The sequence below is a fragment of the Brevundimonas sp. genome (assembly GCF_046295595.1).
Classification (GTDB): Bacteria; Pseudomonadota; Alphaproteobacteria; order Caulobacterales; family Caulobacteraceae; genus Brevundimonas.
This window is the reverse complement of sequence record NZ_JBKBMX010000021.1, coordinates 25,787-50,938: the sequence shown is the minus strand read 5'-3', so window position 1 is coordinate 50,938 and position 25,152 is coordinate 25,787. Positions and strand designations below refer to the sequence as shown.

The 25,152-nt window shown below is 69.7% G+C and carries 27 protein-coding genes and 2 tRNA genes; 8 read left to right on the top strand and 21 right to left on the bottom strand.

Features of this window, described 5'->3' with window-relative positions:
• Positions 1–324 precede the first annotated feature (324 nt).
• The 3 genes from ACK4JY_RS12895 to ACK4JY_RS12885 all read left to right on the top strand — a co-directional run bounded on the left by ACK4JY_RS12895 (position 325) and on the right by ACK4JY_RS12885 (position 2,330).
• Positions 325–894: a hypothetical protein gene (locus ACK4JY_RS12895; protein ID WP_409606327.1), complete on the top strand. Its 570-nt coding sequence runs from the start codon at positions 325–327 to the stop codon at positions 892–894.
• A 157-nt stretch (positions 895–1,051) separates the two neighbouring features.
• Positions 1,052–2,152, top strand: coding sequence for a 4-hydroxyphenylpyruvate dioxygenase (gene hppD, locus ACK4JY_RS12890; protein WP_409606325.1), 1,101 nt, complete (start codon positions 1,052–1,054; stop codon positions 2,150–2,152).
• Positions 2,145–2,330 (top strand): hypothetical protein, encoded by a 186-nt coding sequence (locus ACK4JY_RS12885; protein ID WP_409606323.1) that lies wholly within the window; start codon positions 2,145–2,147, stop codon positions 2,328–2,330. The genes hppD and ACK4JY_RS12885 overlap by 8 nt, the downstream gene beginning before the upstream one ends.
• Positions 2,331–2,377: 47 nt before the next feature.
• Here the strand turns inward: ACK4JY_RS12885 and ACK4JY_RS12880 are convergent, their stop codons facing one another.
• The 10 genes from ACK4JY_RS12880 to aroA all read right to left on the bottom strand — a co-directional run bounded on the left by ACK4JY_RS12880 (position 2,378) and on the right by aroA (position 13,705).
• The gene (locus ACK4JY_RS12880; protein ID WP_409606321.1) at positions 2,378–5,662 is read right to left on the bottom strand and encodes an error-prone DNA polymerase; all 3,285 of its coding nucleotides are present in this window, start codon (positions 5,660–5,662) and stop codon (positions 2,378–2,380) included.
• Positions 5,659–7,266, bottom strand: coding sequence for a Y-family DNA polymerase (locus ACK4JY_RS12875; RefSeq protein WP_409606319.1), 1,608 nt, complete (start codon positions 7,264–7,266; stop codon positions 5,659–5,661). The genes ACK4JY_RS12880 and ACK4JY_RS12875 overlap by 4 nt, the downstream gene beginning before the upstream one ends.
• The gene (locus ACK4JY_RS12870; protein WP_409606317.1) at positions 7,169–7,822 is read right to left on the bottom strand and encodes a hypothetical protein; all 654 of its coding nucleotides are present in this window, start codon (positions 7,820–7,822) and stop codon (positions 7,169–7,171) included. Before ACK4JY_RS12870 ends, ACK4JY_RS12875 begins: the two co-directional genes overlap by 98 nt.
• Before the next feature lie 325 nt (positions 7,823–8,147).
• The gene (locus ACK4JY_RS12865; RefSeq protein ID WP_409606315.1) at positions 8,148–8,453 is read right to left on the bottom strand and encodes a BrnA antitoxin family protein; all 306 of its coding nucleotides are present in this window, start codon (positions 8,451–8,453) and stop codon (positions 8,148–8,150) included.
• 4 nt (positions 8,454–8,457) lie between these two features.
• On the bottom strand, positions 8,458–8,730 hold the full coding sequence (locus tag ACK4JY_RS12860) for a BrnT family toxin (protein WP_409606313.1): 273 nt from the start codon (positions 8,728–8,730) through the stop codon (positions 8,458–8,460).
• Positions 8,731–8,833: 103 nt separating this feature from the next.
• Positions 8,834–9,250: a large-conductance mechanosensitive channel protein MscL gene (gene mscL, locus ACK4JY_RS12855; protein ID WP_409606311.1), complete on the bottom strand. Its 417-nt coding sequence runs from the start codon at positions 9,248–9,250 to the stop codon at positions 8,834–8,836.
• Positions 9,251–9,252: 2 nt separating this feature from the next.
• Positions 9,253–9,540 carry an integration host factor subunit beta gene (locus tag ACK4JY_RS12850; protein WP_409606309.1) on the bottom strand — a complete coding sequence of 96 codons (288 nt, stop codon included), beginning with the start codon at positions 9,538–9,540 and terminating at the stop codon, positions 9,253–9,255.
• A gap of 350 nt (positions 9,541–9,890) precedes the next feature.
• Positions 9,891–11,600, bottom strand: a complete 1,710-nt coding sequence (rpsA, locus tag ACK4JY_RS12845) for a 30S ribosomal protein S1 (RefSeq protein WP_409606307.1) — start codon at positions 11,598–11,600, stop codon at positions 9,891–9,893.
• A gap of 147 nt (positions 11,601–11,747) precedes the next feature.
• Positions 11,748–12,407, bottom strand: coding sequence for a (d)CMP kinase (cmk, locus tag ACK4JY_RS12840; protein WP_409606305.1), 660 nt, complete (start codon positions 12,405–12,407; stop codon positions 11,748–11,750).
• The gene (gene aroA / locus ACK4JY_RS12835; RefSeq protein WP_409606333.1) at positions 12,404–13,705 is read right to left on the bottom strand and encodes a 3-phosphoshikimate 1-carboxyvinyltransferase; all 1,302 of its coding nucleotides are present in this window, start codon (positions 13,703–13,705) and stop codon (positions 12,404–12,406) included. Before aroA ends, cmk begins: the two co-directional genes overlap by 4 nt.
• Positions 13,706–13,843: 138 nt before the next feature.
• On the opposite strand from aroA, the gene ACK4JY_RS12830 reads away from it, so the two are divergent.
• The 4 genes from ACK4JY_RS12830 (at position 13,844) to ACK4JY_RS12815 (ending at position 15,489) form a co-directional block, all read left to right on the top strand.
• Positions 13,844–14,323 carry a TIGR02300 family protein gene (locus ACK4JY_RS12830; RefSeq protein ID WP_409606303.1) on the top strand — a complete coding sequence of 160 codons (480 nt, stop codon included), beginning with the start codon at positions 13,844–13,846 and terminating at the stop codon, positions 14,321–14,323.
• A gap of 167 nt (positions 14,324–14,490) precedes the next feature.
• Positions 14,491–14,566, top strand: a tRNA-Ala gene (locus tag ACK4JY_RS12825).
• Between the two features lie 154 nt (positions 14,567–14,720).
• Positions 14,721–15,143, top strand: coding sequence for an Hsp20 family protein (locus tag ACK4JY_RS12820; RefSeq protein WP_409606301.1), 423 nt, complete (start codon positions 14,721–14,723; stop codon positions 15,141–15,143).
• A gap of 85 nt (positions 15,144–15,228) precedes the next feature.
• Positions 15,229–15,489, top strand: a complete 261-nt coding sequence (locus ACK4JY_RS12815) for a DUF1150 family protein (protein WP_409606299.1) — start codon at positions 15,229–15,231, stop codon at positions 15,487–15,489.
• Positions 15,490–15,507: 18 nt separating this feature from the next.
• On the opposite strand, the gene ACK4JY_RS12810 is transcribed toward ACK4JY_RS12815, so the two are convergent.
• The 10 genes from ACK4JY_RS12810 to ACK4JY_RS12765 all read right to left on the bottom strand — a co-directional run bounded on the left by ACK4JY_RS12810 (position 15,508) and on the right by ACK4JY_RS12765 (position 23,169).
• The gene (locus ACK4JY_RS12810) at positions 15,508–15,975 is read right to left on the bottom strand and encodes a PTS sugar transporter subunit IIA (protein ID WP_409606297.1); all 468 of its coding nucleotides are present in this window, start codon (positions 15,973–15,975) and stop codon (positions 15,508–15,510) included.
• 75 nt (positions 15,976–16,050) lie between these two features.
• Positions 16,051–16,716 (bottom strand): ribosome hibernation-promoting factor, HPF/YfiA family, encoded by a 666-nt coding sequence (gene hpf / locus ACK4JY_RS12805; RefSeq protein ID WP_409606331.1) that lies wholly within the window; start codon positions 16,714–16,716, stop codon positions 16,051–16,053.
• Positions 16,717–16,972: 256 nt separating this feature from the next.
• Positions 16,973–18,487: an RNA polymerase factor sigma-54 gene (gene rpoN, locus ACK4JY_RS12800; protein ID WP_409606329.1), complete on the bottom strand. Its 1,515-nt coding sequence runs from the start codon at positions 18,485–18,487 to the stop codon at positions 16,973–16,975.
• Positions 18,488–18,631: 144 nt separating this feature from the next.
• Positions 18,632–19,021, bottom strand: coding sequence for an OmpA family protein (locus tag ACK4JY_RS12795; RefSeq protein ID WP_409606295.1), 390 nt, complete (start codon positions 19,019–19,021; stop codon positions 18,632–18,634).
• 112 nt (positions 19,022–19,133) lie between these two features.
• A complete protein-coding gene (locus ACK4JY_RS12790; RefSeq protein ID WP_409606293.1) occupies positions 19,134–20,327 on the bottom strand; it encodes an alkaline phosphatase in 1,194 nt (397 codons plus the stop codon).
• Positions 20,328–20,405: 78 nt separating this feature from the next.
• Positions 20,406–21,200, bottom strand: a complete 795-nt coding sequence (gene lptB / locus ACK4JY_RS12785) for an LPS export ABC transporter ATP-binding protein (RefSeq protein WP_409606291.1) — start codon at positions 21,198–21,200, stop codon at positions 20,406–20,408.
• 21 nt (positions 21,201–21,221) lie between these two features.
• On the bottom strand, positions 21,222–21,698 hold the full coding sequence (locus tag ACK4JY_RS12780) for an LptA/OstA family protein (protein ID WP_409606289.1): 477 nt from the start codon (positions 21,696–21,698) through the stop codon (positions 21,222–21,224).
• Positions 21,699–21,700: 2 nt separating this feature from the next.
• Positions 21,701–22,357 carry an LPS export ABC transporter periplasmic protein LptC gene (gene lptC, locus ACK4JY_RS12775; RefSeq protein ID WP_409606287.1) on the bottom strand — a complete coding sequence of 219 codons (657 nt, stop codon included), beginning with the start codon at positions 22,355–22,357 and terminating at the stop codon, positions 21,701–21,703.
• Positions 22,357–22,971, bottom strand: coding sequence for a ribonuclease D (locus tag ACK4JY_RS12770; protein ID WP_409606285.1), 615 nt, complete (start codon positions 22,969–22,971; stop codon positions 22,357–22,359). Before ACK4JY_RS12770 ends, lptC begins: the two co-directional genes overlap by 1 nt.
• A 111-nt stretch (positions 22,972–23,082) precedes the next feature.
• Positions 23,083–23,169: transfer RNA gene (locus tag ACK4JY_RS12765), tRNA-Leu, on the bottom strand.
• Positions 23,170–23,344: 175 nt separating this feature from the next.
• Between ACK4JY_RS12765 and ACK4JY_RS12760 the strand changes: the two genes are divergently transcribed.
• Positions 23,345–24,319, top strand: coding sequence for a complex I NDUFA9 subunit family protein (locus ACK4JY_RS12760; protein WP_409606283.1), 975 nt, complete (start codon positions 23,345–23,347; stop codon positions 24,317–24,319).
• 4 nt (positions 24,320–24,323) lie between these two features.
• Here the strand turns inward: ACK4JY_RS12760 and ACK4JY_RS12755 are convergent, their stop codons facing one another.
• Complete coding sequence (locus ACK4JY_RS12755; RefSeq protein WP_409606281.1) at positions 24,324–25,130, bottom strand: undecaprenyl-diphosphate phosphatase; 807 nt, start codon at positions 25,128–25,130, stop codon at positions 24,324–24,326.
• Between the last annotated feature and the right edge of the window lie 22 nt (positions 25,131–25,152).

Here is a 25,152-nt window from a genome sequence, read left to right as displayed (position 1 = left end):
GTGTGCTCTTCCGATCTACTCAGCCCGGGGGGTGGAGGGGGCGACTCCGGCCCGGCGTGAGGAGCGGATCACGGGCCGACGCCGGCGCCGCCCCCTCCGTCTGGCCCGCTGATCGCGGTCCAGCCACCTCCCCACTCGCGAGGCTCATGGGGAGGTGAATTCGCCCCCCATGACGCTGTGCTTACAATCCGCGAATCTATAGTCGACTTATCAAAATTTTCCCCGGCCTAATCAACCACATAACCTTTTCTCAAACCGATCTTCCTGCCCCAGCAGGCGGCGCCCGCATAATGGCGGCCGAACGGCGATGAGAAAGGATTTCCGATGGCTGACGACCCGACGACGACCGACCCCCGCCCCTTCGACGGCGGCCGGTTCAACACCCCCGACGGGGTCTGGCTCAGGGTGCGCGACGACTATCTGGGCGGCCTGTCCGCACCCGAGGCCTGCCGCCGTCACGGCGTCGGGCTCAGCGCCCTGCGCGCCCGGGCCGCGCGCGAGGGCTGGCGGCGCATCGACCAGCCCTGGGCCCCGCCGCCCAACGCCCTCGACGCCGAGGACGAGGGGCTGAAGCTGGAGGATCGCGTCGGCGGCGATCTCGACAAGGTCGATCTGTGCGAACTGTCGTTCGTCGCCCATCGCCGCATGATGCGCGCCGTGCTGCGCGGCGACGCGGCCGCGGCCCTGCGCTGGCGGCGGGTGATGCACGCCATGGACGCCGAAGAGGCCGAGCTGGACCGCGCCCTGGCCCAGCACGAGGCCCTGCGCCACGAACGCGCCGGCTGGGCCGAGCTGGCCGACGAACAGGCGGTCGAACGACGCGCCGCCGCCGCGGCGGACGGTCCGGACGGTGTGGACGATCTGGACGGTGCAAACAGTGTTTTACCCGGGTAAAATACCGGGCCGGCGTCAGGGCCTCCCCGGCCGGTCCGCCGGCTCGGGGGCGCTCCTCCCGGTCCTGTGACCGGCCCCGCGCTTGGCTTCGCGTCTCCCCGCCACTAGGTTCCGCCGCAACACGGCGAACGCCGCCCGACTTTCAGGAGACGCCCCGATGACCGACGCGACCCAGACCCCCGCCGCCCGGCTGGACCAGGAGAACCCGCTCGGCGTGGACGGTTTCGAATTCGTCGAGTTCACCGGCCCCGAGCCGAAGGCCATGGAGGCCCGTCTCGAGCTGATGGGCTTCACCCCGACCCATGTGAATCCGGCCAATGGCGTGGTGCGGATGAAACAGGGCGACATCACCCTGCTGGTCCACCGCACGCCCTCGGGCCAGGCCGCGGAATTCGCGACCGACCACGGCCCCTCGGCCAATGGCATGGCCTTCCGCGTCCGCGACGCCAGGGCGGCCTATGAGGGCGCCGTCTCGCGCGGCGCAAAGCCGGCCGAACGCCACGACGGCGGCGCCCTGGCCGGCGGCTATCCCTATGTGCTGCAGGGCATCGGCGGCTCGCTGCTCTACATTGTCGACGCCTATGGCGAGGCCGGCTCCCTCTACGACGGCTGGGACGAGATCGAGGGCTGGGAGGAGGCCGAGCGCAAGAACTCCGTCGGCCTGTTCAGCCTCGACCACCTGACCCACAATGTCCGTCGCGGCCAGATGCGCACATGGTCGGGCTTCTACGGCGACGTCTTCGCCTTCGAGGAGCAGAAATATTTCAACATCAAGGGCAAGGCGACCGGCCTGCTGTCGCAGGCGATGATCGCCCCCGACCGCGCCATCCGCATCCCCCTGAACGAGAGCCAGGACGACAACTCCCAGATCGAGGAGTTCCTGCGCCGCTACAACGGCGAGGGCATCCAGCACATCGCCCTGGCCACCGACAACATCTTCGAGACCGTCGAGGAGATGAAGCGTCGCGGCATCCCCTTCCAGGATACGATCGAGACCTATTTCGACCTGATCGACAAACGCCTGCCCGGCCATGGCGAGGACGTCGCCCGCATGCGGCTGAACCGCATCCTGATCGACGGTTCGGACGAGGACGGCCTGCTGCTGCAGATCTTCACCCAGGACACCTTCGGCCCGATCTTCTTCGAGATCATCCAGCGCAAGGGCAACCAGGCCTTCGGCGAGGGCAATTTCCAGGCCCTGTTCGACTCCATCGAGCTGGACCAGATCCGGCGCGGCGTCATCAAGGTGGATGCCTAAGCCCCCGTCGTGGCTGCCCTGGCTCGGCCCGCTGCTGGCGGCCGGGATCGGGGCGGCGGTCGGGGAGTACGGCCTCGGCGGCGGCTTCTGGACCGTCCTGGCGGCGGCCCTGATCGGCGGCTTCGCCCCGATCGTCGGCTACCGTGTGTGGAAATGGCGGTTTCAGCGGCGGGGGTAGGGTCCCGCCCCGGTCTTTGACATTGGCCTGATAGGCTGCGGGCCGACCTAGTGGAAATCCCGCGACCCCGGCAGCACCCGCACATCGCGCGGATGCCGCCCCCGCGCCGGCTGGTGGGCCGATCCCGGCGCGGAATCGGGGGTCAGGTCGCCCAGCATCGGCGTCCAGTCCTCGAGCTCCTCGACCACCAGATGGGTCACCCCCTCGGCCGTCTGCACCCGCCCCCTGGCCAGCACCATCCGCGCCCCCATCGCCGTCGGCCGGAACCGCTCGAAGACGCTCTCCCACAGCACCAGATTGGCCACCCCGGTCTCGTCCTCGAGGGTCATGAAACAGACGCCCTTGGCCGTCCCCGGCCGCTGCCTGACCAGCACCACCCCGCCCACGGCCACCCTTCGGCCGTTGGCCCGCGCCGGATAGTCCCCCGCCGTCAGGGCTCCCGCCTGCGTCAGCCGTTCGCGCAGGAAGCTGACCGGATGCCCCTTCAGCGACAGCCGGATGGTCTGGTAGTCGCCGACCACCTCCTCCGACGCGGCCAGCTCCGGCAGGGCCTCCGGCGGCCGCCCATCGCTCTCCTCCAGCCCCATGGCCTCGAACAGCGGCGCCGAACTCGCCGCCTGCGCCCCTCGCGCCGCCCACAGCCCCTGCCGCCGGGTCAGCTCCAGCGTGCCGAAGGCGTCCGCCTCGGCCAGCCGGTCCAGCGCCGGCGGCGGCAACCGGGCCCGCAGCCGCAGATCCTCCAGATCGGCGAAGGGCCGCGCCTCGCGCGTTTCCATGATCGCCTCGGCCCAGGCCTTCCTGAACCCGTCGATGGACCGCAGACCCAGCCGCAGGGCGTGACGCCGCCGACGCGGCCGAGGCTCCAGCGTGGCGTCCCAGTCGCTGGCGTTGACGTCCGGATGCCGCACCTCGACCCCGTGCTCCCGCGCGTCCCGCACCAGCTGGGCCGGGGCGTAGAATCCCATCGGCTGGCTGTTCAGCAGGGCCGCCGTGAAGACCTCGGGCCAGTGATGCTTCATCCAGGCCGAGATGTAGACGAGCAGGGCGAACGAGCAGGCGTGGCTCTCCGGGAAGCCGTATTCGCCGAACCCCCTGATCTGCTTGAAACAGCTATGGGCGAAGTCGGGATCGTAGCCCCGCTCGATCATCCTGCCGACGAACAGACCCTCGTACTCATGGATGGTGCCCATGTGCCGGAAGGTGGCCATGGCGCGGCGCAGGCCATTGGCCTCCATCGAACTGAATCTCGCCGCCTCCATGGCGATCCGCATCGCCTGTTCCTGAAACAGCGGCACGCCCAGCGTCTTGTGCAGGACCTGCTTCAGTTCGTCGGCGGGCCCATGCCCCGGTGACGGGCTGGGGTAATCGATCTCGTAGGGCTCGCCCCTTTCCTGCGCCTCGCGTCGCTCCTTGCGCCGCTTCAGATAGGGATGGACCATGCCGCCCTGGATGGGTCCGGGCCGGACGATCGCCACCTCGACCACCAGATCGTAGAAGGTCTCGGGCCTCAGCCGCGGCAGCATCGACATCTGCGCCCGGCTCTCGACCTGGAACACGCCGATCGAGTCGCCCTTCTGCAGCATGCCGTAGACCGCCGGGTCCTCGGGCGGGACTGTGTGCAGTTCGAAGCGACGACCATAATTTTCCGCGATCAGGTCGAACCCGCGCCTCAGCGCGGTCAGCATGCCCAGGGCCAGCACATCGACCTTCATCAGCTTTAGGAAGTCGATGTCGTTCTTGTCCCATTCGATGAAGGTTCGATCCGCCATCGCTCCGTTGCCGATAGGCACGATCTCCAGCAGCGGCGTCCGGCTCAACACATAGCCGCCCACGTGCTGGCTCAGATGGCGCGGAAATTTGATCAGCTCCGCTGTAAGCTCCAGCGCCAGCTGCATGCGGGCGTCGTCCCGGCTCAGGCCCGTCCGGTCGACGTGTTCCTGCTTCACCGCGTCGCCCCACGACCCCCAGACCGTGTCCGCCATCCGCGCGGTGACGTCTTCGGTCAGACCCAGGGCCTTGCCGACGTCGCGGATCGCCGAGCGGGGCCGGTAGTGGATGATCGTCGCCACGATCGCCGCCCGGTCCCGACCATAGCGGCGGTAGACGTACTGCATGACCTCCTCGCGCCGCTCGTGCTCGAAGTCGACGTCGATATCCGGCGGCTCCTCCCGATCCGCGGACATGAACCGCTCGATCAGCACGTCCTGCTCGGCGGGGTTCACATTGGTGACGCCGAGGCAGAAGCAGACCACCGAGTTCGCGGCCGACCCCCGGCCCTGGCACAGGATCGGCTTCTCCTGCGTTCGCGCCCAGTCGACGATGTCGTGCACTGTCAGGAAGTAGTTGGGGTATTTGAGCGTCTTGATGAGCTTCAGCTCCTTGACGATCGTTTCCCGAACCTTTCGCGAAACACCCCCCGGCCAGTGGCCTCGCGCGCCCTTGAAGGTCAGGCGGATCAGGCGGCGCTGCGCCGTCCAGCCCGCGGGCACCGGCTCGTCAGGGTATTGATACTCGAGCTCCCTGAGCGAGAAGGTGCAGGCCCGGGCCACCTCCATGGTCCGCGCCAGCGCCGCCTCGTGGCCGCGGAACATGCGGGCCATCTGGGCGGGCGGCTTGAGGGAGCGTTCGGCGTTGGCCTGAAGGCGGCGGCCGGCCTTGTCGATGGTCGTCCCCTCGCGGATGCAGGTCAGGACGTCCTGCAGCCGGCGCCGGTCGGGGTGGTGGTAGAGGACGGCGTTGGTGGCGATCATCGGCGCGCGGGCGCGGCGGGCCATGGCCGCGAGCCGGTTGATCCGGCGCCGGTCGTCGCCGCGCCACAGGGGCGAGGCGGCGAGGTAAACCGCATCGGGCCAGGCGCGGCGCCAGTCCGTCAGCCGGGCCTCGAAGGCGGCGTCGGGGTTGGCGGGGGCCGGGACGAGGGCGATCATGCCCTCGCCGAGAGCGACCGCCTGGTCGAAGGTCAGGCGGGTCTCGGCCTTGGCGATCCGCTCGCCGGCGGGGTCGGCGCCCGGTTGCGGCACCACCTCGCTCTTGCCCAGCGAGAGCAGGCGGCACAGGCGGCCGTAGGCGGGGCGGTCGCGCGGGAAGACGATCAGCTCGGTCCCGTCGGTGAAGCCCAGCCGCGCGCCGATGATCAGCCGGATGTCGGCCTGTTCGGCGCCCATCAGGGCGCGGACGATGCCGGCGAGGGTGTTGCGGTCGGCCACGCCGACGGCGGCCAGCCCCAGCGCCTTGGCCTGCAGCATCAGTTCGCCGGGGTGGGAGGCGCCCTCGAGGAAGCTGAAATTGCTCATCGCCCCGAGCTCGGCGTAAGCGCCGTCCCAGCCGGTCACGCCAGCACCCCGTGCATCCACCAGCTGGGGGCCCGCTCCTCGGGGCCGCCCGAATATTCCCGACCGTAGAGGCCTTCGCGGAAGACCCAGTAGCGGCCGCCCTCGGCGTCCTCGAGGCAGTAGTAGTCGCGGGTCCGCGCCCTGGCGGCGCGCCACCATTCCGGGGCCAGACGTTCGGGGCCCTCGGCGCGGACCACCCGGCGCGGGGCGCGGCGCCAGGTGAAGCGGGCCGGGGCCCCGTCGGGGAGGTCGAACAGCGGGTCGTGGATCGGCTCGGGCGGGTCCAGCAGCAGGATCGGCCGGCGACCGTCAGCGCCCGGATCGGCGACGACGCGTCGGCCGAGGGCGGGGCGCAGCCGGTCGGCCCGCTCGGGGATCCAGCTGTCCTCGGCCTCCGGCGTCAGCACCCGGTCCTCGCCCAGCCGCGCCGTCAGCCGGTCGATCAGGGCGGCGAGGCTTTCGGACTGTTTGACCCCGGCCTCGCTCTCCAGCGCCGCCTGGCGGGCGGCCATCGGTTCGACGACGTCGGCGGTCAGCATCAGGGCGTCGAGACCGAAGCCCAGCTCAAGCCGGCCCAGCCCGGCCTCGCGGAACAGCCGCAGCCAGACGCCGACATCCCGCCCCGGCCGGCCCATGCGGACCGACAGGGCGGTGGTCCGGCCGTCCGAACGGAATCCGGTCAGGGTCAGGGCCCGCGCCCCCTGACCGTCGCGCTCCAGCGGGCCGGCGAGGTCGGCGGCCAGTTCGGGCAGGCGCGCCGCGACCCCCTCCAGATCGCCGACCGGCTCCATCCACGTCTCCCACGCCCGGTAGCGCGGCGGCGGGCGCAGCGGCGTCAGGGCCTCGCCGGCGTGGCCGAGGGCCTGATCCAGCCGCTGCACCAGATCGACCCCGCCGTCGTCGCGGAAGCGGCGGGCCAGCCCGGCCCGGGGCATGGGATAGAGGTCGCCGATCCGCTTCAGGCCGAAGCGGCGGGCCTGGACAAGGGTTCTGTCCCGGATGCGCAGGGCCTCGACCGGCAGGGGGGCGAGGCGGTCGCGAACGTCGTCCGGCGTGGCGATCGGCGGCGCGCCGGCCGCCTCTTCACCCCAGCGGGCGAGGGCCCAGGCGGCGCCGGGGGTGGGGCCGAGGGCGACGCGGGCGGGGGCCCCGGCCTCGACCAGCCGGTCGCGTATCTGGCGCAGCAGCGCCGCCTCGCCGCCGAACAGATGGGCGGCGCCGGTGACGTCGAGGAACAGGCCCTCCAGCCCTTCCCCGGACGGATCGACGCTGACCGAGGGCGACCAGCGCTCGGCCCATTGCGCCAGCGCCGTCAGGGCCCGGGCGTCGGCGGCGGGGTCGGCCGGCTGGCCGATCAGATACGGGATCATGGCCCGGGCGTCGGCCTGGGTCTGGCCGCGCCGGAGGCCGGCCCGGCGGGCGGCCGGATTCAGGGCGTGGATCACCGCCGCGCCCCGATTGTTCTTTGCAATCAGGGCGAAGGGGTTGCGGGGGTCATCGACCGGCTCAGGCGGCGAGGCCGGACGGCGCGACCGTTCCAGCGATCGACGGCGGACCGAAATCGGCCAGTCGATCAGCCAGACGGAGACGATGCGTCTCATCATCCTGCTCCAGCATCCAGGCGCCCGGCCGTTCACCGCGCCCGCGTGTCAGTTCGGCCAGAAGACGGGCTGGCCCCGGGGCCCGGTCGTCCTCGGGGTCGGCGGCGGAGGGCCGGGTCGAGATGCGCCAGCGGCGCCGGGCGGCGCTGAGCCCGTCCTGACCGCGCGACAGGATCAACCCGGCGGCCTCGCCCTGTTTCGCGGCGAAATCGAGCCGGCGGGTCTGGGCCAGGGTGGCCCCCTCGACCGCGCCCAGCCCCATCGACACCGCGCCCGAACGCAGCCCCTGCTCCATCGCCCACAGCGCCTCGGCCAGAGTCGCGGCCGGGGCGAGGATCAGCGGAATCCCGGCCAGGCCGGGGCCGTAGGGCCGGCCGTATTCGACGAACCACGCCTTGGGCGCCGTCATCAGCACCGGCCGGGCGTCGCCCGCGCGCCGCCGCGACAGGGCGAACACCAGGGCCGCGGCCACGTCGCGCGGCAGGGGGGCGCAGGCCTCCTCAAGCGGGGCGGCCAACTCCGGGAACGGGTCCTGTGACAGGGCGGGCGAAGGGGTCATGATCATTCAGAAGCTGAATGTTCATTGTTTGTTCCGGTATGGGAACGGAGTCAAACGGGGAATCGATTCCGCCGGGGATGGGGATTTTTACCCGGGTGTTATTCGAAAAACACCGTCCAGATAGTCCACACCGTCCGGACCGTCCGCCTCCTGGAGGGGAACCCACGCGGGCCGGCCGTAGATCGCTCCACTTCAGAAACGCCGCTGGAGCCGCCGCGCCTCGCTTCGGATTGTCAAAGACCCCGCAGGGCCGGGAAGGCCGTGCCCTGCTGACATGGGAGGGGGGTTCGGGGGGTCAAGGGTGGGGGGAGGAATAAATTCCTGATTACCTCACCGCTCTCGCCTTCGCCCCGCCGCCGGGAGCCGCACTGGTCCGCTTCTCGGGCAGTACAGCGTCACGCAGGAGGCCATTCACCCGGGACTGCCAACCCGGTCCCGTCGCCTTCAGAGCGAGCAGCAGATCCGGGTCCAACCGGATTGAGACCGGTGTCTTGACCTGATCGGCCTTCGGCCGGCCGCCCTTGGCCCTGAAGGCTGCAATGGCGTCTGCCGACAGCACCTCGCCGGCCGGCCGGGCCTCCGCGAAGAAGGCGGCGTCAAGGATCGGGTTTTCGTCGTCGTGCTTGACCATATGATTACTCCAACTCTTTGCGGAACATGCGGGCCTCGGCCTTTTCGGCGCGGCGGAGGCTGATCGGGCGGATTTCTTCGTCGCGATAGGTGAAGACAAGGACGTAGAGAGCGGCGCCTATCGGGCCGATGGCCTGGAAGCGTTGCTCCCCGTACGCGGCCCGTGTGTCCTCCCGGATGAGAGCCACACCGAAGTCCATGTCGAACGCCAACCACAGCGAGACGCCGTGCCTCGCGATGTTTGCGGCGTCCTTTGCAGGGTCGAACGGGGGAGCCATACAGTTATTGTATGTACGCCAGACCGGTCGCGTCCGCAAGTTTTTGTGTATACATAAACAAAGGTGGGTTCCGCGCGTTGTGCAACGCAGGTCCGACGACCCCCTACCGCCGCGCCTTCAGCTCGTCGCGGATCTCGGCCAGCAGGGCCTCGGTGGCGGTCGGGGCGGCCGGCGCCGTCTCCGGCGCCGCCGCCTGTTCGCGGCGCAGGCGGTTGATGGCCTTGACCAGCAGGAAGACGACGAAGGCGACGATCAGGAACTGGAGCAGGGTGTTGATGAAGGCGCCGTACTGGATGGCGACCTTTTCGACCGCCTCGGTGGCCGGGTCCTCGGGCCTGAGCACCCACTGCAGCCGCGAGAAGTCGACATTGCCGAGCATCAGGCCGATCGGCGGCATGATCACCTGATCCACCAGGCTGGTGACGATCTTGCCGAAGGAGGCGCCGATGATCACGCCGACGGCGAGGTCGACGACATTGCCGCGCGCGGCGAACTCCTTGAACTCGGTCAGCAATCCCATGGTCAGGCGTCGGTGGCGTTCAGCCGCTCGCGCAGCTCCTTGCCGCTCTTGAAGAAGGGCACGGCCTTGGCCGGCACCTCGACCGTCTCGCCGGTGCGGGGATTGCGTCCGGCCCGGGCCGGACGGCCGCGGACGGAGAAGGCGCCGAAGCCGCGCAGCTCGACCCGGCCGCCGTCGCCGAGCGCCTCGACCATGCGGCCGAGGACGATATTGACCACGCGTTCGACCTCGGCGTGGGTCAGATGCGTGTTTTCAGCCGCCAGCTTTTCGATCAGCCCGGATTTGATCATGTCAGGCCCCCGCCCTCCAAAGCCCTTCCCAGGACCATACGGGTGCATCCGAAAGCCGAATGCAATCCCTACCTTAGCCTCCACCCGCCCGCGGCAAAAGGGCCGCGGGGCCGAAATGTCGGTTAGTCGACGTTAACCGTGCACGGAGCGGAAATTGAAAAGGGCGGCCGGATCGCTCCGGCCGCCCGATTTCTTTTTTTGGCCTAGCGCTCGCGACGCGGTCGCTCGCTGCTTGAGGCCGGTTGGCCTAGCGCTCACGACGCAGTCGTTCGCGGCTTGAGGCCGAGTAGAGCCTGACGCTCGCCCCCGAGTCCGATCTGCGATCGGCCTGGGGGTTCGCGGCTTGCGCCCTACTCTTTCGTGCTGGCCTTCTCGCGCAGGGCGGCGCCGAGGATGTCGCCCAGCGAGGCGCCGGAGTCGGAGGAGCCGAACTGTTCGACGGCTTCCTTCTCGTCCTTCATTTCCAGCGCCTTGATCGAGACCGAGACGCGGCGCGAGGCCTTGTCCATGCCGGTGACCATGGCGTCGACGCGATCACCGACGGCGAAACGCTCGGTGCGCTGTTCGTTGCGATCGCGCGACAGGTCCGACTTGCGGATGAAGGCGGTCGCCGGGGCGTCGTCCTCACCGAACTTGACCTCGATGCCGCCGGTCTCGACCGCCGTCACGGTGACGGTGATCTGCTGACCCTTCTTGAAGGTGTCGCCTTCCATCGGATCGCCGCCCAGCTGCTTGATGCCGAGCGAGACGCGTTCCTTCTCGACGTCGACGTCCAGCACCTTGGCCTTGACGGTTTCGCCCTTGCGGTAGCGCTGGATGGCTTCCTCGCCCGAGACGTTCCAGTCGAGGTCCGACAGGTGGACCATGCCGTCGATGTCGTTCTCGAGGCCGATGAACAGGCCGAATTCGGTGGCGTTCTTGACCTCGCCCTCGACGGTCGAGCCGATCGGGTTGGCGGCGACGAAGGCGTCCCACGGATTGTCCTGGGCCTGCTTCAGGCCCAGCGAGATGCGGCGCTTGGAGGCGTCGACATCCAGCACGACGACGTCGACTTCCTGCGAGGTCGAGACGATCTTGCCGGGGTGGACGTTCTTCTTGGTCCAAGACATTTCCGAGACGTGGACCAAGCCTTCAACGCCGGCTTCCAGCTCGACGAACGCGCCGTAGTCGGTGATGTTGGTGATGCGGCCCGACATCTTGGCGCCGACCGGGTATTTGGCTTCGACGCCATCCCACGGATCGGCCTGCAGCTGCTTCATGCCGAGGCTGATGCGCTGGGTGTCCGGGTTGATCTTGACGATCTGGACCTTGACGGTGTCGCCGACGGCGAGGACCTGCGAGGGGTGCGAGACGCGCTTCCACGACATGTCGGTGACGTGCAGCAGGCCGTCGATGCCGCCCAGATCCACGAACGCGCCGTAGTCGGTGATGTTCTTGACCACGCCTTCGCGGACTTCACCCTCTTGCAGCTGGCCGACCAGCTCGGTGCGCTGTTCGGCGCGGGCCTCTTCCAGGATGGCGCGACGCGAGACGACGATGTTGCCGCGCGGACGGTCCATTTTCAGGATGGCGAAGGGCTGTTCCTTGCCCATCAGCGGGGCGACGTCGCGCACGGGGCGGATGTCGACCTGCGAGCCCGGCAGGAAGGCCGAGGCGCCGCCGAGGTCGACGGTGAAGCCGCCCTTGACCCGGCCGATGATGGCGCCGTTGACCGGCTGGCCTTCAGCGAAGACGACTTCCAGACGGGTCCAGGCTTCCTCGCGGCGGGCCTTGTCGCGGCTGATGACGGCTTCACCCAGGGCGTTCTCGACGCGCTCGAGGTAGACTTCGACATTGTCGCCGAGCTTCGGAATGACGGCGCCTTCGCCGATGCCGAACTCGCGGGCCGGGATGCGGCCTTCGGTCTTCAGACCGACGTCGATGATCAGGATGTCTTTCTCGATGCCGACGACGCGGCCGTGAACGACCTGGCCTTCGCCGAGGTCGCGACCTTGGAGGGTCTCGTCGAGCAGGGCGGCGAAGTCGTCACGCGAGGGATTGAAGCTTTGGGTATCGGTCATGCAGGGTTGGGGTTTCTAACGGTTGTGGCGCGCGACCGGAATGGCCCCGCGCGAGGTGAGTTTTGAAGGGATATTCAGGTCGTCAGGACACGAGGCGAATGAGCCAGAACGCCCGCGGAAGCCGAGGATGGGAGCGTTGGATTTGCCCTAAGGTCCCTGGAGACCATGTCGGACGCGCGCCGCCTCGACGATACGGCGGGCCGCATCGAAGGCGGTCTCTATATCCATATCGGTCGTATCCAGCAAGACGGCGTCTTTCGCCTGCACCATCGGGGCGGCGCCGCGGCCGGCGTCGCGCTCGTCGCGGCGGATGATGTCGGCCAGCATGTCTGCGTAGTGAATGATCTCGCCGCGAGCGGTCAGCTGTTTCCAGCGACGCGTGGCGCGGACATCGGGCGTGGCGGTGACGAACAGCTTGGCCTGGGCGTCGGGGGCGATGACCGTGCCGATATCGCGGCCGTCCAACACGGCGCCGCCGGGGCGAGCGGCGAAGGCCTTCTGGAAGTCGAGCAGGGCGGCGCGCACGCCGGGATAGCCGGCGACGCGGCTGGCGGCCTCGCCGGCGCCGCGGTCGGTCAGGCGGTCGATGTCGGTCAGATGGCTGGCGTCGAGGGCGCGGGCGACGGCGGCGGCGGCGCTCTCGTCGTCGAGCGAGCCGCCGGCGTCGAGCAGGCCCAGGCCGACGGCGCGGTACAGCAGGCCGGTGTCGAGGTGCGGCAGGCCGTAGAGGGCGGCGAGACGGGCGGCGATGGTGCCCTTGCCCGAGGCGGCGGGGCCGTCGACGGCGATGATCAGGGGGGGCGTCATGCGGCGGCGATATCGGCGCCGAGGCCGCGCATCAGCTCGACGAAACCGGGGAAGCTGGTGGCGATCATGCCGGGCTCGTCGACCGTGACGGGCTGGGCGGCGGCGAGACCGAGCACCAGATGGCTCATGGCGATGCGGTGGTCGCCGTGGGTGGTGACGGTGGCGCCACCCTGGACCGGTCCGCCGGTGACGGTGAAGCCCTCGGCCTCCTCCTCGACCGTGACGCCGCAGGCCTGCAGGCCCGCGGCCATCAGGGCGATGCGGTCGCTTTCCTTGACCCGCATCTCGCCGATGCCGCGCATCACCGTGGCGCCGTCGGCGAAGGCGGCCGTGGCGGCGAGGATGGGATATTCGTCGATCATCGAGGCGGCGCGCCCGGGCGGGACGACGACGCCGTGGAGTTTCGAATGGCGGGCGGTGACGTCGCCGACCTCCTCGCCGCCGGCCATGCGGCGGTTCGAGACGGTCAGGTCGGCGCCCATCTCGCGCCAGGTCTCGAACAGGCCGGTGCGCAGGGGGTTGAGCATGACGCCCTCGACCGTGACCTGCGAGCCGGGGACGATCAGGGCGGCGGCGAGGGGGAAGGCGGCGGAGGACGGGTCGCCGGGCACGGAGACGGCGGTGGCGGTCAGGGGCTGGCCGCCGGTCAGGGTGATGCGCCAGCCGTCGCCGTGCGGCAGGACGCCGACCTCGGCCCCGAAGGCGCGCAGCATGCGCTCGGTGTGATCGCGGCTGGGCTCGGGCTCGGTCACGGTGGTGACGCCGTCGGCCTTGAGCCCGGCCAGCAGGATGGCCGATTTGATCTGGGCCGAGGCGACGGTCTGGAGATGGTCGATCGACTTGAGCGCCCCGCCGGAGACTTCGACCGGCAGGCGGTCTTCCCGGTCGGCCCAGTCGAAGCGGGCGCCCATGGCGGCGAGCGGGCCGGTGACGCGCTTCATCGGCCGCTGGCGCAGCGAGGCGTCGCCGTCGAAGCTGGCGGTGATGGCGTAGCCGGCGGCCGCGCCCATCAGCAGGCGCACGCCGGTGCCGGCGTTGCCGCAGTCGATGACGCCGGCGGGCTGCTGGAAGCCGCCACGGCCGGTGACGCGCCAGCGGCCCTGACCCAGCCGCTCGACGCCGGCGCCGAAGGCCTCGACCGCGCGGGCGGTGGCGAGGACGTCGTCGCCTTCCAGCAGGCCGTCGATTTCGGTGACGCCGGTGGCCATGGCGCCGAGGATCAGGGCGCGGTGTGACATCGACTTGTCGCCCGGTGCGCGGGTCACGCCGGTCAGGGCGGAGGCGCTTGCGGCAGTCAGGGTGGAGGGGACGGGCACCCGGCGGTCTCCGGCAAGGGTCAGGCGGCGCGGGCGGCGCGAGAGATGGCTTTTGACAGCGGCCCCCCATGGTGGCAAGGGACGCGCCCGATTTCCCACTCCCGCCAAAGGTCTTACACCGTGGCCAATCCCGAACTGGGCCAGAAGCAGGTCTGCCCGAACTGCCAGGCCAAATTCTACGACCTGACCCGCCGCCCGGCGCATTGCCCCAAATGCGCCACCGATTTCGACCCGGAGGAGGCGCTGAAGCTGCGCAACCGCCGCGGCCGTCCGGCCGGCTACGCCGCCGACGAAACCCCGGACGAGGACGCCGAAGATCAGGTCGCCAAGAAGAAGGGCTCCGACGACGAGGATGACGACGAGGAAGAAGCCGTCGCCACGCCCGAGATCGACGAGGACGGCCACGAGCCGATCCTGACCCCGGACGACGACGACGACGAGACCCCGGTCGATCCGACGGAAGAGTCCGGCATGGGCGAAGCCGGCGAGGACGACGTCCTGGCCGACGACGATGACGACGACTCCGTGCCCTTCATAGAGGACGAGGACGACGACGCCTTCAACGACGACATCGTCAAGCCGGGCAAGGACGAAGACTAGGTTTTTCGCCCCGTCCGGGGTCGTTTCCGACGGCTCCGGACGGGGTGAAAATAAATGGCGGAACCGGGCTTGATCGCGATCAGGGCCTGACATAGGTTCCGCCGCCTCGCAGCAGGGCCTCGCGGCCCCCAAGCGATCCGACCGAAAGGCCAACGGCCTGAAGGTTCGGGGCTTTAGCTCAGTTGGTAGAGCGCTTGCATGGCATGCAAGAGGTCAGCGGTTCGACTCCGCTAAGCTCCACCATGAAGGCCCCGCGGGCGACCGCGGGGCCTTCGCCACATCTGGCCCCTGCCGTTGATCCGCGACCGCCAGATCCCCATCTTGTCGACAGCGGTCGACGCCTCGCCGGTTCCGGGGGGCGTGGACGACCGCGGGCCTGCTTCGGGGGCATGAGACGATGACGACGCGCACCATCCTGTTCGACAGCCCCTTCCTGCTGGGGTTCGACCACACCCGGGCCCTGATCGATCGCGCGGCGCGGGCGGCGGCGGACAGCTATCCGCCCTACAATGTCGAGCAGACCGGCGAGCATTCGGTGCGCATCACCCTGGCCGTCGCCGGCTTCGGGCCTGACGACCTGACGGTGACCATCGAGGGGCGGCAGCTGACCATCGCCGGCAAGCGCGAGGACGCCGCCGGCAAGGGCGATCAGGCCTTCCTGCATCGCGGCATCGCCGGCCGCGGCTTCGTGCGCAGCTTCGTCCTCGCCGACGGCATGGAGGTCGATCAGGCGCGGCTGGAGCATGGCCTGCTGCACGTCGATCTGAGTCGCCCCGAGGACCTGCCGACGGTGCGGCGCATCCCCATCACGACGGGCTGATCGCGCCGTCTTTATCCGGTCGCCGCTCGCGGGACCGAACCCCACGCCCCCAGCGGCGTTAGTTCAGTACAAGGAGGCGGTCGCAATGACGCCGATGACGATGATGACCAAGGAAGATTTCAGCAGTCTGGGCGCCCCGGACCTCGTCTATGTGCGCGAGATCCGCGCCGCGGACGTGCTGGCCGACACGCCGATCCCCGAGGCCAAGGGGCTGAAGATCGACCCTGAGGCGGTGCTGTACGCCGTCCACGGCGCCGACGGCGAGCGGCTGGCCGTGATGATGGATCGGGAAACCGCCTTCGCCGCCGCCGTGGCGCACGAGCTGGAGCCGGTTTCGGTTCACTAGGCAGGCCCCTTGGCCCCCTCAGGCCGCCGTGGCGGGGGCGTGGTCCTTGACGAACAGGGCGCGGATGGCGTCGGCGGTGCGGGCCTGACGCAGGTGCTCGCGCATTTCCGCCGATCGCAGGGCGCGCGAAACGGCCGCCAAGGCGCGCAGGTGTTCGGTCCCGTCCCGCGGCGGGGCGAACAGGGCGAAGATCAGATCCACCGGGCGGTCGTCGACCGATCCATAGGCGACCGGGGTGTCGAGCCGCACGAACACGGCCGTGACCCGCTCCAGCCCCTCGATCCGCGCATGGGGCACGGCCACGCCCGAGCCGAGGCCGGTCGAGCCGAGCGCCTCGCGTTCCATCAGGGCATCCATGATGCGGGCCTCGGGCAGGTCGAGGGTCTGGGCGGCGGCCTCGGCCACCGTGTGCAGCGCCTGGCGCTTCGAGGACGCGCCGCTGCGCAGGACGACACCGCCGTCCGCGAGCAAATCACCGATGTCCATCCGCCTGTCCCGACTCTACCAACCATCCGCGATGGGCGGGCGCCGTTTAGACGACCCGCCCGGTCGTGGGAAGTCCTATGACGTGACGCCGTTTGCCGAACCGTGTCCGTTGAGCGATTTGGTGGTCCGCTCCGGGTCGATCCAGCCGACGTTGCCGTCGGGCCGGCGATAGACCACCGACAGGCCGCCATGGCCCGCATTGCGGAACAGCACGACCGGATAGCCGGTCATATCCAGCTCCATCACCGCGCGACCGACCGTGAGGGTGCGAATCTCGTGCTCGGTCTCGGCGATGACCATGCCGACGGGCGGCGGTTCGTCCGGCGCGCCGGCCTCGCCGAAGTCGGAGTCCTCGACCTCGTCCGGATTGCGCAGCACCACGCTGTGGGCGACCTCGCGGGCCGCGTTCTCGGTCTTTTCGGGCGACAGGCCCTTGGGACCGATGTGGTGATCCTTGAGCCGGCGCTTGTAGCGACGAACCCGCTTCTCGATCTTGTCGAGGCTGTCGGTGAAGGCGGAATGGGCGTCGCCGCCGTGACCGGTGGTGACCAGACTCTGGCCCGACGCGAGCCGGACCCAGCAATCCACCTTGAAGCCGTAGCCGTCCTTGGACACCACCACTTCGGCGTCTTGGCCCCCGCGTTCAAAGTATTTGCCGATCCCGTCCTGGAGTTCCTGGGAGATGCGGGAGCCTAACGCTTCCCCGACATCGACTTGCTTGCCGCTGACCTGGATTTGCATGTCGATACAACGCGACTGATGGCGTTTGGTGTCAACGTCGATCACCGAAATGTGGTGTGGATTCCCGGCACGGTCTCCCCCCCCCGACGTGGGGAGGGGGGCCGCGAAGCGGCCGGGTGGGGAATTGAGAAGCCGGGCGCCGTCGTGCGGGACTGGCGTTCCCCACCCGGGCTCGGCTGCGCCTCGCCCGTCGTCAGATTGGCTCCGCCAATCTCTCCTCCACTCCCCACTTCGGGGGAGGGAGAACGCAAACGCCCTAGCCGGTGCGCAGCATCCGCTTGCGCTGGACCGACGAGGGAATGCGCAGGGCCTCGCGGTATTTGGCGACGGTGCGGCGGGCGATGTCGATGCCGGTCTCGTTGAGTATCTCGACGATGCGGTCGTCGCTCAAAACGTCGCCGTCGCGCGCCTCGCCGTCGATCATGGCCTTGATCCGGTGACGGACGGCCTCGGCCGAGTGGGTGGCGCCGCCGTCGGACGACTGGATGGCGGCGGTGAAGAAGAATTTCAGCTCGAACACGCCGCGCGGGGTCGAGACGTATTTGTTCGAGGTGACGCGGCTGACGGTCGATTCATGCATGCCGATGGCGTCGGCGACGGTCTTCAGATTGAGCGGCCGCAGGAACTCGACGCCGAAGGCGAGGAAGGCGTCCTGCTGGCGGACGATCTCGGACGACACCTTGAGGATGGTTTTGGCCCGCTGGTCCAGCGACTTGACCAGCCAGCTGGCCTGGGCGGCGCATTCGGCGACGAAGGTCTTTTCGGTGTCCGAGCGGGCCCCGGCCGAGACGACGCCGTGATAGCGCTTGTCCATGATCAGGCGCGGCAGGGTGTCCGAGTTCAGCTCGACCTTCCAGCCGCCGGCCGGATCGGCGCGGACGTGGACATCGGGGATGACGGTCTGGGCCGGCTCGCCGCCGAAGCCGGCGCCGGGGCGCGGCGTCAGGGCCTTCAGCTCGGCGATCATCTCGGCCATGTCCTCGCCGTCGACGCCGCAGGCCTTGCGCAGGGCCGACAGGTCGCGTTTGGCCAGCAGGTCGAGGTTGTCGAGCAGGCATTGCATGGCCGGATCGAAACGGTTGCGCTCGACCAGCTGCAGCTTCAGGCATTCGGGCACCGAGCGGGCCATGACGCCGGTCGGCTCGAAGCCGTGACAGGTCGCCAGCACGGCCTCGACGCGATCCATCGAGACGCCGAGTCGGTCGGCTGTCTCGGCCAGTTCGCCGCGCAGATAGCCGCCCTCGTCGACGGAATCGATCAGGGTCAGGGCGATGGCGTGGTCGGCCGGGGTGAAGCCGGCCTGGGAGGCCTGGGCCTGCAGATGCTCCCACAGGGTGGCCTCGCGGGTGTCGGGCTGTTCGCGGCCCTCGCCGTCGGGCAGGCCGCCGCCCGAGCCGGCGCGGGACCAGTCGTTGAGCCCGACCTGGGCCTCGCCGACGCCGACGTCCTCCATCCGGTCCGAGGTGCGCTCGCCGGGGCTGGCGTCGCCGTAGACGTCGTCGGAGCGGGCGTCGAGCGCGCGGTCGGCGTCCTGGACCCGGCCCTCGTCGAAGGTCATTTCAGAGGCGTCGTGTGTCTCGGCGGCGGGGGCGTCGGCCTCGCCGGTCGGGTCGGCGTCCTCGCGTTGCAGCAGGGGGTTCTTTTCCAGCTCGGCCTCGACGAAGGCGTCGAGCTCGAGGTTCGACAGTTGCAGCAGCTTGATCGCCTGCTGCAGCTGGGGCGTGATGACAAGCCCCTGCCCCTGCCGTATCTCCAGCCTTTGTCCGAGCACCGTCCACAGCCCCCCGCCGGGCCGAGTGGCCCGAAACTTGCTGGCGGCCACTGTGTGGCCGGAACGGTTAACGGGGGTCTAAGCGGGGGCGGGGGCGGTTGAACCCCGCCAGCAGGACCGGTGGCTGCTGACCTGGGCCGTCCTTTAAAAGTATATCCCGACCGTGACGCGACGATTCAGCGGCTCCGCTGTGTTTGGAGGGGTCGGTCGCGCCGGCGCCGATGCGCCCCGCCCCTGCACCACGATAGGTGCGGGATCGACACCCAGGATGACGAGCTCGCTCGCCACCGCCTGCGCTCGCCGGCGGCTGAGCTCGTCAGAGAATTCGGCAGCTTCGGCCGTATCCATGTGTGCGTCGATCAGGATGCGCGTGGGACGACCCGTCCGGGCATAGGCAGCGACCGACCGGACCATCCGGTAGCCAGCGGGCGACAGCTCGGTCCGCCCATGGGCGAAATAGTCGCGGAACTCGTGCGCGGCGGCCGGGGTGGCGAGGAGCGCCGTAGCGGCCGCCAGAGAGCTGAAAACCTTCATCCGCCTCCCCCACAGTACCTGAAGCCGGCCAACCGCCGCCTGACCACCCTAAGCCATCTGCGGACATTCGCCAGCGGCGAGGGGTTTTCAGCAGCCGGCCGACCCCGCCGGCCTAGTTTGCCGCCGCATCCGCCGTCCAGCCCCAGGCGTCCATCATCACCCCGAACAGATGGGTGTTGGGGAAATAGCCGCGGACGCGGTCGGCGCCGACGCCGATGGCGAGGACCGGGACCTCCTCGGCGGTGTGGGTGTCGTTGACGATGACATTCTGCAGCCGGACGATCTCGTCCTCGCTGCCCGTGGCTTTCCAGGCGTCATAGCCTTCGAGCAGCGGCTCGCCGCGCCGGCCGCCGTCGACCTGCAGGGCGAAGGAATGATCGGCGGTGAACAGCAGCAGGGTGTCTTCGAGGTCGACGCGGGTCTGGACCTCGGCGATCAGCCGGTCGAAATCGACCACATTCTGCAGGCCCCGGCGCGGCTCGTCGGTGTGGGCGTCCCATTCGACGACGAGGAAATAGCCGGTCTGGGAGCGCTGCAGGATGTCGAGCGCGCGCAGGGTCGCGGCGTGGACGTCCATATCCTCGGCGACGACGACGGGGCGCGGATTGGCGGCCGGGGCGGCGTCGAGCGCGGCGTAGATCGGCCGGTCGTGGGCGGCGGCGAGGGCGTCGAAGCCGGAGCCGCGGGCGGCCAGCTGTTCGCCGATCCGCTCACGACCGGCGCCGAACAGGACGTCGACGCCGTCGCCGAAGCGCGGCGCGAAGGCCTGGGGGAAGATCTCGCCCCATTTGGCGCGGTCGTTCGAGTGGGCGTAGTTGGCCGCCGGGGTGGCGTCGGTGATCGCCATATTGGTGACGACGCCGGTCAGCAGGCCATGCTGCTCGGCGTATTCGAGCAGGGATTTGGTCGGGGCGCCGTCGGTGCGGCCGCGCACGGCCTCGGGGCCCTGGCTGATGACGCCGTTGCGGGTTTTCACGCCGGTGACGATCGCCGACATGCCGTTGGCGGAATCAGAGACGAACTCGTCGACCGGCGAGGTCTCGCTGAGACCGAGGTGCGGCCATGACTGGACGTGCAGCCGCAGCGGCTCGCCATAGGCCATCAGACTGGCGGCCGAGAGGGTCGGGACGCCGCCGGCGTCGGCGAGGAACAGGATGACGTTGCGGGCCCGGGCGGGGGCCTCGGCCGGCGCCGGGCCGGCATGCGAGGCGGCGTGCGGCGCGGTGTCCTGCGCGGCGACGGGGACGGCGGACACGGCGAGCGTGGCCGACAGGGCGAGGGCGGTCAGGCGGCTGAGCGTTTTCATGACCGCCCGGATACACCGGATTTCGTGTCAGCCCGGCGACGGCCGGATGAAATCTCGGCAGGGCCGGGGTCTTCGCCGTCAGCCGTACATGTCGCCGAGGTAGACGCGACGCACTTCGGGGTCGCGGATGACGTCCTCGGCCTTGCCCTCGAACAGCACCGAGCCGGCCGAGATGATCGAGGCGTGGTCGATGATCTCCAGCGTCTCGCGGACATTGTGGTCGGTGATCAGGACGCCGATGCCCTGGCTGGCCAGATAGCGGATGACCTGGCGGATGTCGGCGATGGCGAGGGGGTCGATGCCGGCGAAGGGTTCGTCCAGCAGCATGAAGCTGGGCCGTCCGGCGAGGGCGCGGGCGATCTCGCAGCGACGCCGCTCGCCGCCCGACAGGCCGGAGGCGGGGGCGTCGCGCAGGGTGTCGATGCGCAGCTCTTCCAGCAGGCGGGTGGTCTCGTCGGCGATGGCCTGACGGCCGGTGTGGTGCAGTTCGACGACCGCGCGGACGTTCTGCTCGACCGTCATGCCGCGGAAGATCGAGGCCTCCTGCGCCAGATAGCCCAGGCCCATGCGGGCGCGCTGGTACATCGGCTGGGCGGTGATGTCCTCGCCGTCGAGCCAGATCGTGCCGCTGTCGGGCGGGATCAGGCCGGTGATCATGTAGAAGCAGGTGGTCTTGCCGGCGCCGTTGGGGCCCAGCAGGCCGGCGACCTGGCCGCGCTCGACGTGCAGGGAGACGTCGCGCACCACCTGCCGCGGCCCGAAGGCGCGGGCGATGTGCTCGACCCGCAGGCCGGTCGGGCGCGGGGCCTCGACCGCCGGCTCGGGAGGAGCGGCGTCGTGGACGTTGAGGGCTGAGAGTTCCTTGCGCGCCAAAGGGTCAGGCCGAGCCGGGGCTCAGTCTCCGCTGCTGTCGGGGTAGAAGACGCCCTGGACGCGGCCGCCCTGGCCGGGGCCGTCGATCCGCGCCGACTCGGTCTCGATATTGTAGGTCAGCCGGCCGCCGGTGACGACGTTTTCGCCCTGGGTCAGGATGACGTCGCCGGTCATGACAATGACGCCGCTGCCGGTGTCATAGGTGGCGCGGTCGCCGCGGATGGTCTGGTCCGGGGTGACGAAATAGACGTTGCCGGTCGCCTCCAGCCGACTGTCGCCGGCCTGGCTGAAGCCGGAGATGAGGTCGGCGCGGAAACGGCGGTTTCCCTGCACCAGTTCGGCGGGGCCGCGCAGGGTCAGGGTGTCGCCGACGTATTCGACGGTGATGGCGGTCCACATGATCGGGGCGCGGTTGTCCGCGGCGGTCTGGGCGCCGCCGACGGCCGGCAGGGCCGCCAGGGCCAGGGCGAGGGCCGTCGCCTTCAGGGTTCTGCTCATGCTCATCTGTCCGACCTCGTCGGGTTGAAGGTCCCGCGCGCCTTGTTGTCACTCGAGCCGCTGAACACGACCCGTTCGCCCTGTTCATAGATCGCATAGGACGAAGCGGTGATGGTTCCAAGAGGGCCGGCGCCCCGGACGCCCTTCGCGCCCGTCACCACGCCGGTCTCGGTGTTGACCACGGCCTCGGGCGTGACGAGGTCGAAGCCGGAACCGCCGTCGGAAATCTTCACATTGGGACCGATGGTCACGGTCTTGCTGGCCTCGTCATAGACGCCGCCGTCGGCGGTCAGGGTGGTGACCTTGCGGCCGCCGAGATTGAGCCGCAGGGCCGGGCCGACGAGGCGGAAGCGGCCGGTGTCGGCGTCGCGCACGGCGCGTTCGAAGCCGATGACGAAGCTGCGGCCCTGGGCGTCCTGGCCGAGGAAGCGGGAGTTCTCCAGCGTCACCTCGCGCGAGGTCCCGGCCTTGCGCTCGACGTCGGAGATGACGCTGCGCAGGACGATCCAGCTGACCGTGCCGCCGGCGAGGATGACGATGGCCACCGGCAGGACCCGGCGCAGCAGGCGCACGCGGCGCGAACGGGCCCGGAAGGCCCTCGCCGTCGCGGCGACGCGAGCCTCGTCCGCCTGGTCGCGTGTGTCGCCGGGCCCGGTCATCAGCTGTGCGCGAAGATGTCCATCTCGTCCCAGCCGGCCAGATCGAGGCCGGAGCGGGACGGCAGGAAGTCGAAACAGGCCTTGGCCAGTTCCATCCGGCCCTCGCGTACCAGCATCTCGTCCAGCCGGGCCTTGACCGCGTGCAGGTGCAGGACGTCGGAGGCGGCGTATTCCAGCTGGGCCGGGGTCAGCTCGGCGGCGCCCCAGTCGGAGCTCTGCTGCGCCTTGGACAGGTCGACGCCGGCCAGTTCGCGGACCACGTCCTTGAGCCCGTGGCGGTCGGTGTAGGTGCGCGCCAGCTTGGAGGCGATCTTGGTGCAATAGACCGGCCGGGTCTCGACCCCGAGATGGAGCTGGAACATGCCGATGTCGAACCGGCCGAAGTGGAACAGCTTGAGCACCTTCGGGTCGGTCAGCAGGCGCTTCAGGTTCGGGCAGTCGTAGGCGGGGCGGTCGAGGCGGACGACATGGGCGTCGCCGTCGCCGGACGAGAGCTGGACCACGCACAGCGGGTCGCGACGGAAGCGCAGGCCCATGGTCTCGGAATCGATCGCCACCTCGGGGCCGAGGTCGAGGCCGTCCGGCAGGTCGCCGTGGTGGAGATGTACGGTCATGCGGTCGGTCCCGGCGAAATCATCCGCCCTCAACTAGCCCCTCGGCGCGCGCGAGGCGATAGGGCCAAACAGAAACGGCGCCGCATCAGGGATGCGACGCCGTTTCGAATATGGTGCCCAGGAGAGGACTCGAACCTCCACGACATTTCTATCACTGGCACCTGAAGCCAGCGCGTCTACCAATTCCGCCACCTGGGCCCGGAGATGTCCGCGTTCGCACGCGTTTTCACCCGGAAGGCGCGGACCCTTAAGGCAGCCCCCGGGGCGGGTCAACAGGCTTTTCGCCTGTTTGCGTTGCAGCCGCCGGGACCATCGTCTAATCCCCGCGCCGAAGCCGGTTTCGCGCCGGCCGCCCGCCTCTCGGAGTTCTGACATGAGCGAAGCCGCCCCCGGCCTGATCACCGTCTTCGGCGGCTCCGGCTTTGTCGGCAGCCAGGTGGTCCAGGACCTGGCCCGGCGCGGCTGGCGCATCCGCGTGGCGGTGCGCCGTCCCGACCGCGCGTGGAAGCTGCAGACCTCGGGCCATGTCGGTCAGATCCAGGCGGTGCGCTGCGACGCGCGCGACCCGCTGCAGCTCGAGGCGGCGCTGCAAGGAGCGGACGCGGCGATCAACCTGATCGGCATCCTGTACGAATCGGGCGCGCGGACCTTCGAGGCGATGCACGTCGACGTCGCCCGCGACATCGCCGCGGCCTGCGCCGCCGCCGGCGTCGGCCGTCTGGTGCATATGTCGGCCCTGGGGGCCAATCCCGAGAGCGACTCAACCTACGCCTGCACCAAGGCCGCCGGCGAAATGGCCGTTCGCGAGGTCAAGCCGGACGCGGTGGTGATCCGGCCCTCGGTCGTGTTCGGGCCGGGCGACGACTTCCTGAACCGCTTCGCCTCCATGGCCTCGATGAGCCCGTTCCTGCCGCTGATCGGCGGCGGCCGCACCCGCTTCCAGCCGGTCTATGTCGGCGACGTGGCCGAAGCCATCGTCCGCGCCGTGGAACGGCCGGACGCGGCGGGCCGGACGTTCGAGCTGGGCGGCCCGGCGGCAATGACGTTCGAGGATATCCTGAAGCTGATCCTGAAGGAGACGCGGCGCGACAACGGCCTGCTGCCCCTGCCCTTCTTCGCGGCGCGCGGCATCGGCTCGCTGGCTCAGCTGACCAGCATGGTTGGCATCGCGCCGGTGCTGACGCGCGACCAGGTGGCGCTGCTGGAAACCGACAATGTCGTCGCCGACAGCGCCGAGGGTCTGGCCGAACTGGGCATCGAGCCGACCGGCGTCGAGGCGATCGCCCCGTCCTATCTGTGGCGCTACCGCCGCGGCGGGCAGTTCTCGGAACGGCCGGCCACCGCCTGACGCCTCAGAGCGCCCCGGTCGCCGCGAGGCCGACCAGACCCGCGACCCCAACCGCGATCCGCCACCAGGCGAAGGGGGCGAAGCCGTGGCGGCTGACGAACTCCAGCAGGAAGCGCACAACCGCGAGCGCGGTCAGGAAGGCGACCACGAAGCCGAGCGCGATCAGGCCGAAGTCGCTGAAGTCGAGCCCGTCCCAGCTCTTGAACAAGTCCCAGGCCACGGCGCTGCCCATGGTCGGCAAGGCGAGGAAGAAGCTGAACTCAGCCGCCGAACGCTTGTCGGTGCCCAGCAGCAAGCCGCCGGCGATGGTGGCGCCGGAACGGGAGACACCGGGAATCATGGCGAGGCACTGGAACAGGCCGATCAGGAAATAGACCCGCAGCGGATAGCGGTCGGCCTCGAGCCAGGTCGGGACCTTCTTCATCCGGTCCAGCCACAGCAGCAGGACGCCGCCGACGATCAGGGCGATGCAGATGACCAGCGGGGTTTCGAACAGGACGGTCTTGATGAAGTCATAGGCGAACAGGCCGATGACCACCGCCGGGGCGAAGGCCACCAGCAGGCCGATCAGGAAGCGCCGCGCCTCGGGGTCGAACGGCCAGCGGGTCGCCAATTCCCACAGGCGTTTGAAATAGACGCTGATGATGGCCAGCAGGGCGCCCAGCTGGATGACGATCTCGAACGTCTTGCCGGTGCTCTCGAAGCCGAGGAAATGGCCCAGCAGCAGCATGTGGCCGGTCGAGGACACCGGAATGAACTCGGTCAGTCCCTCGACCAGACCCAGAATGATCGCCGCCAGCCAATCAGGCATCCACGTCCCCGAAACAGGTGGG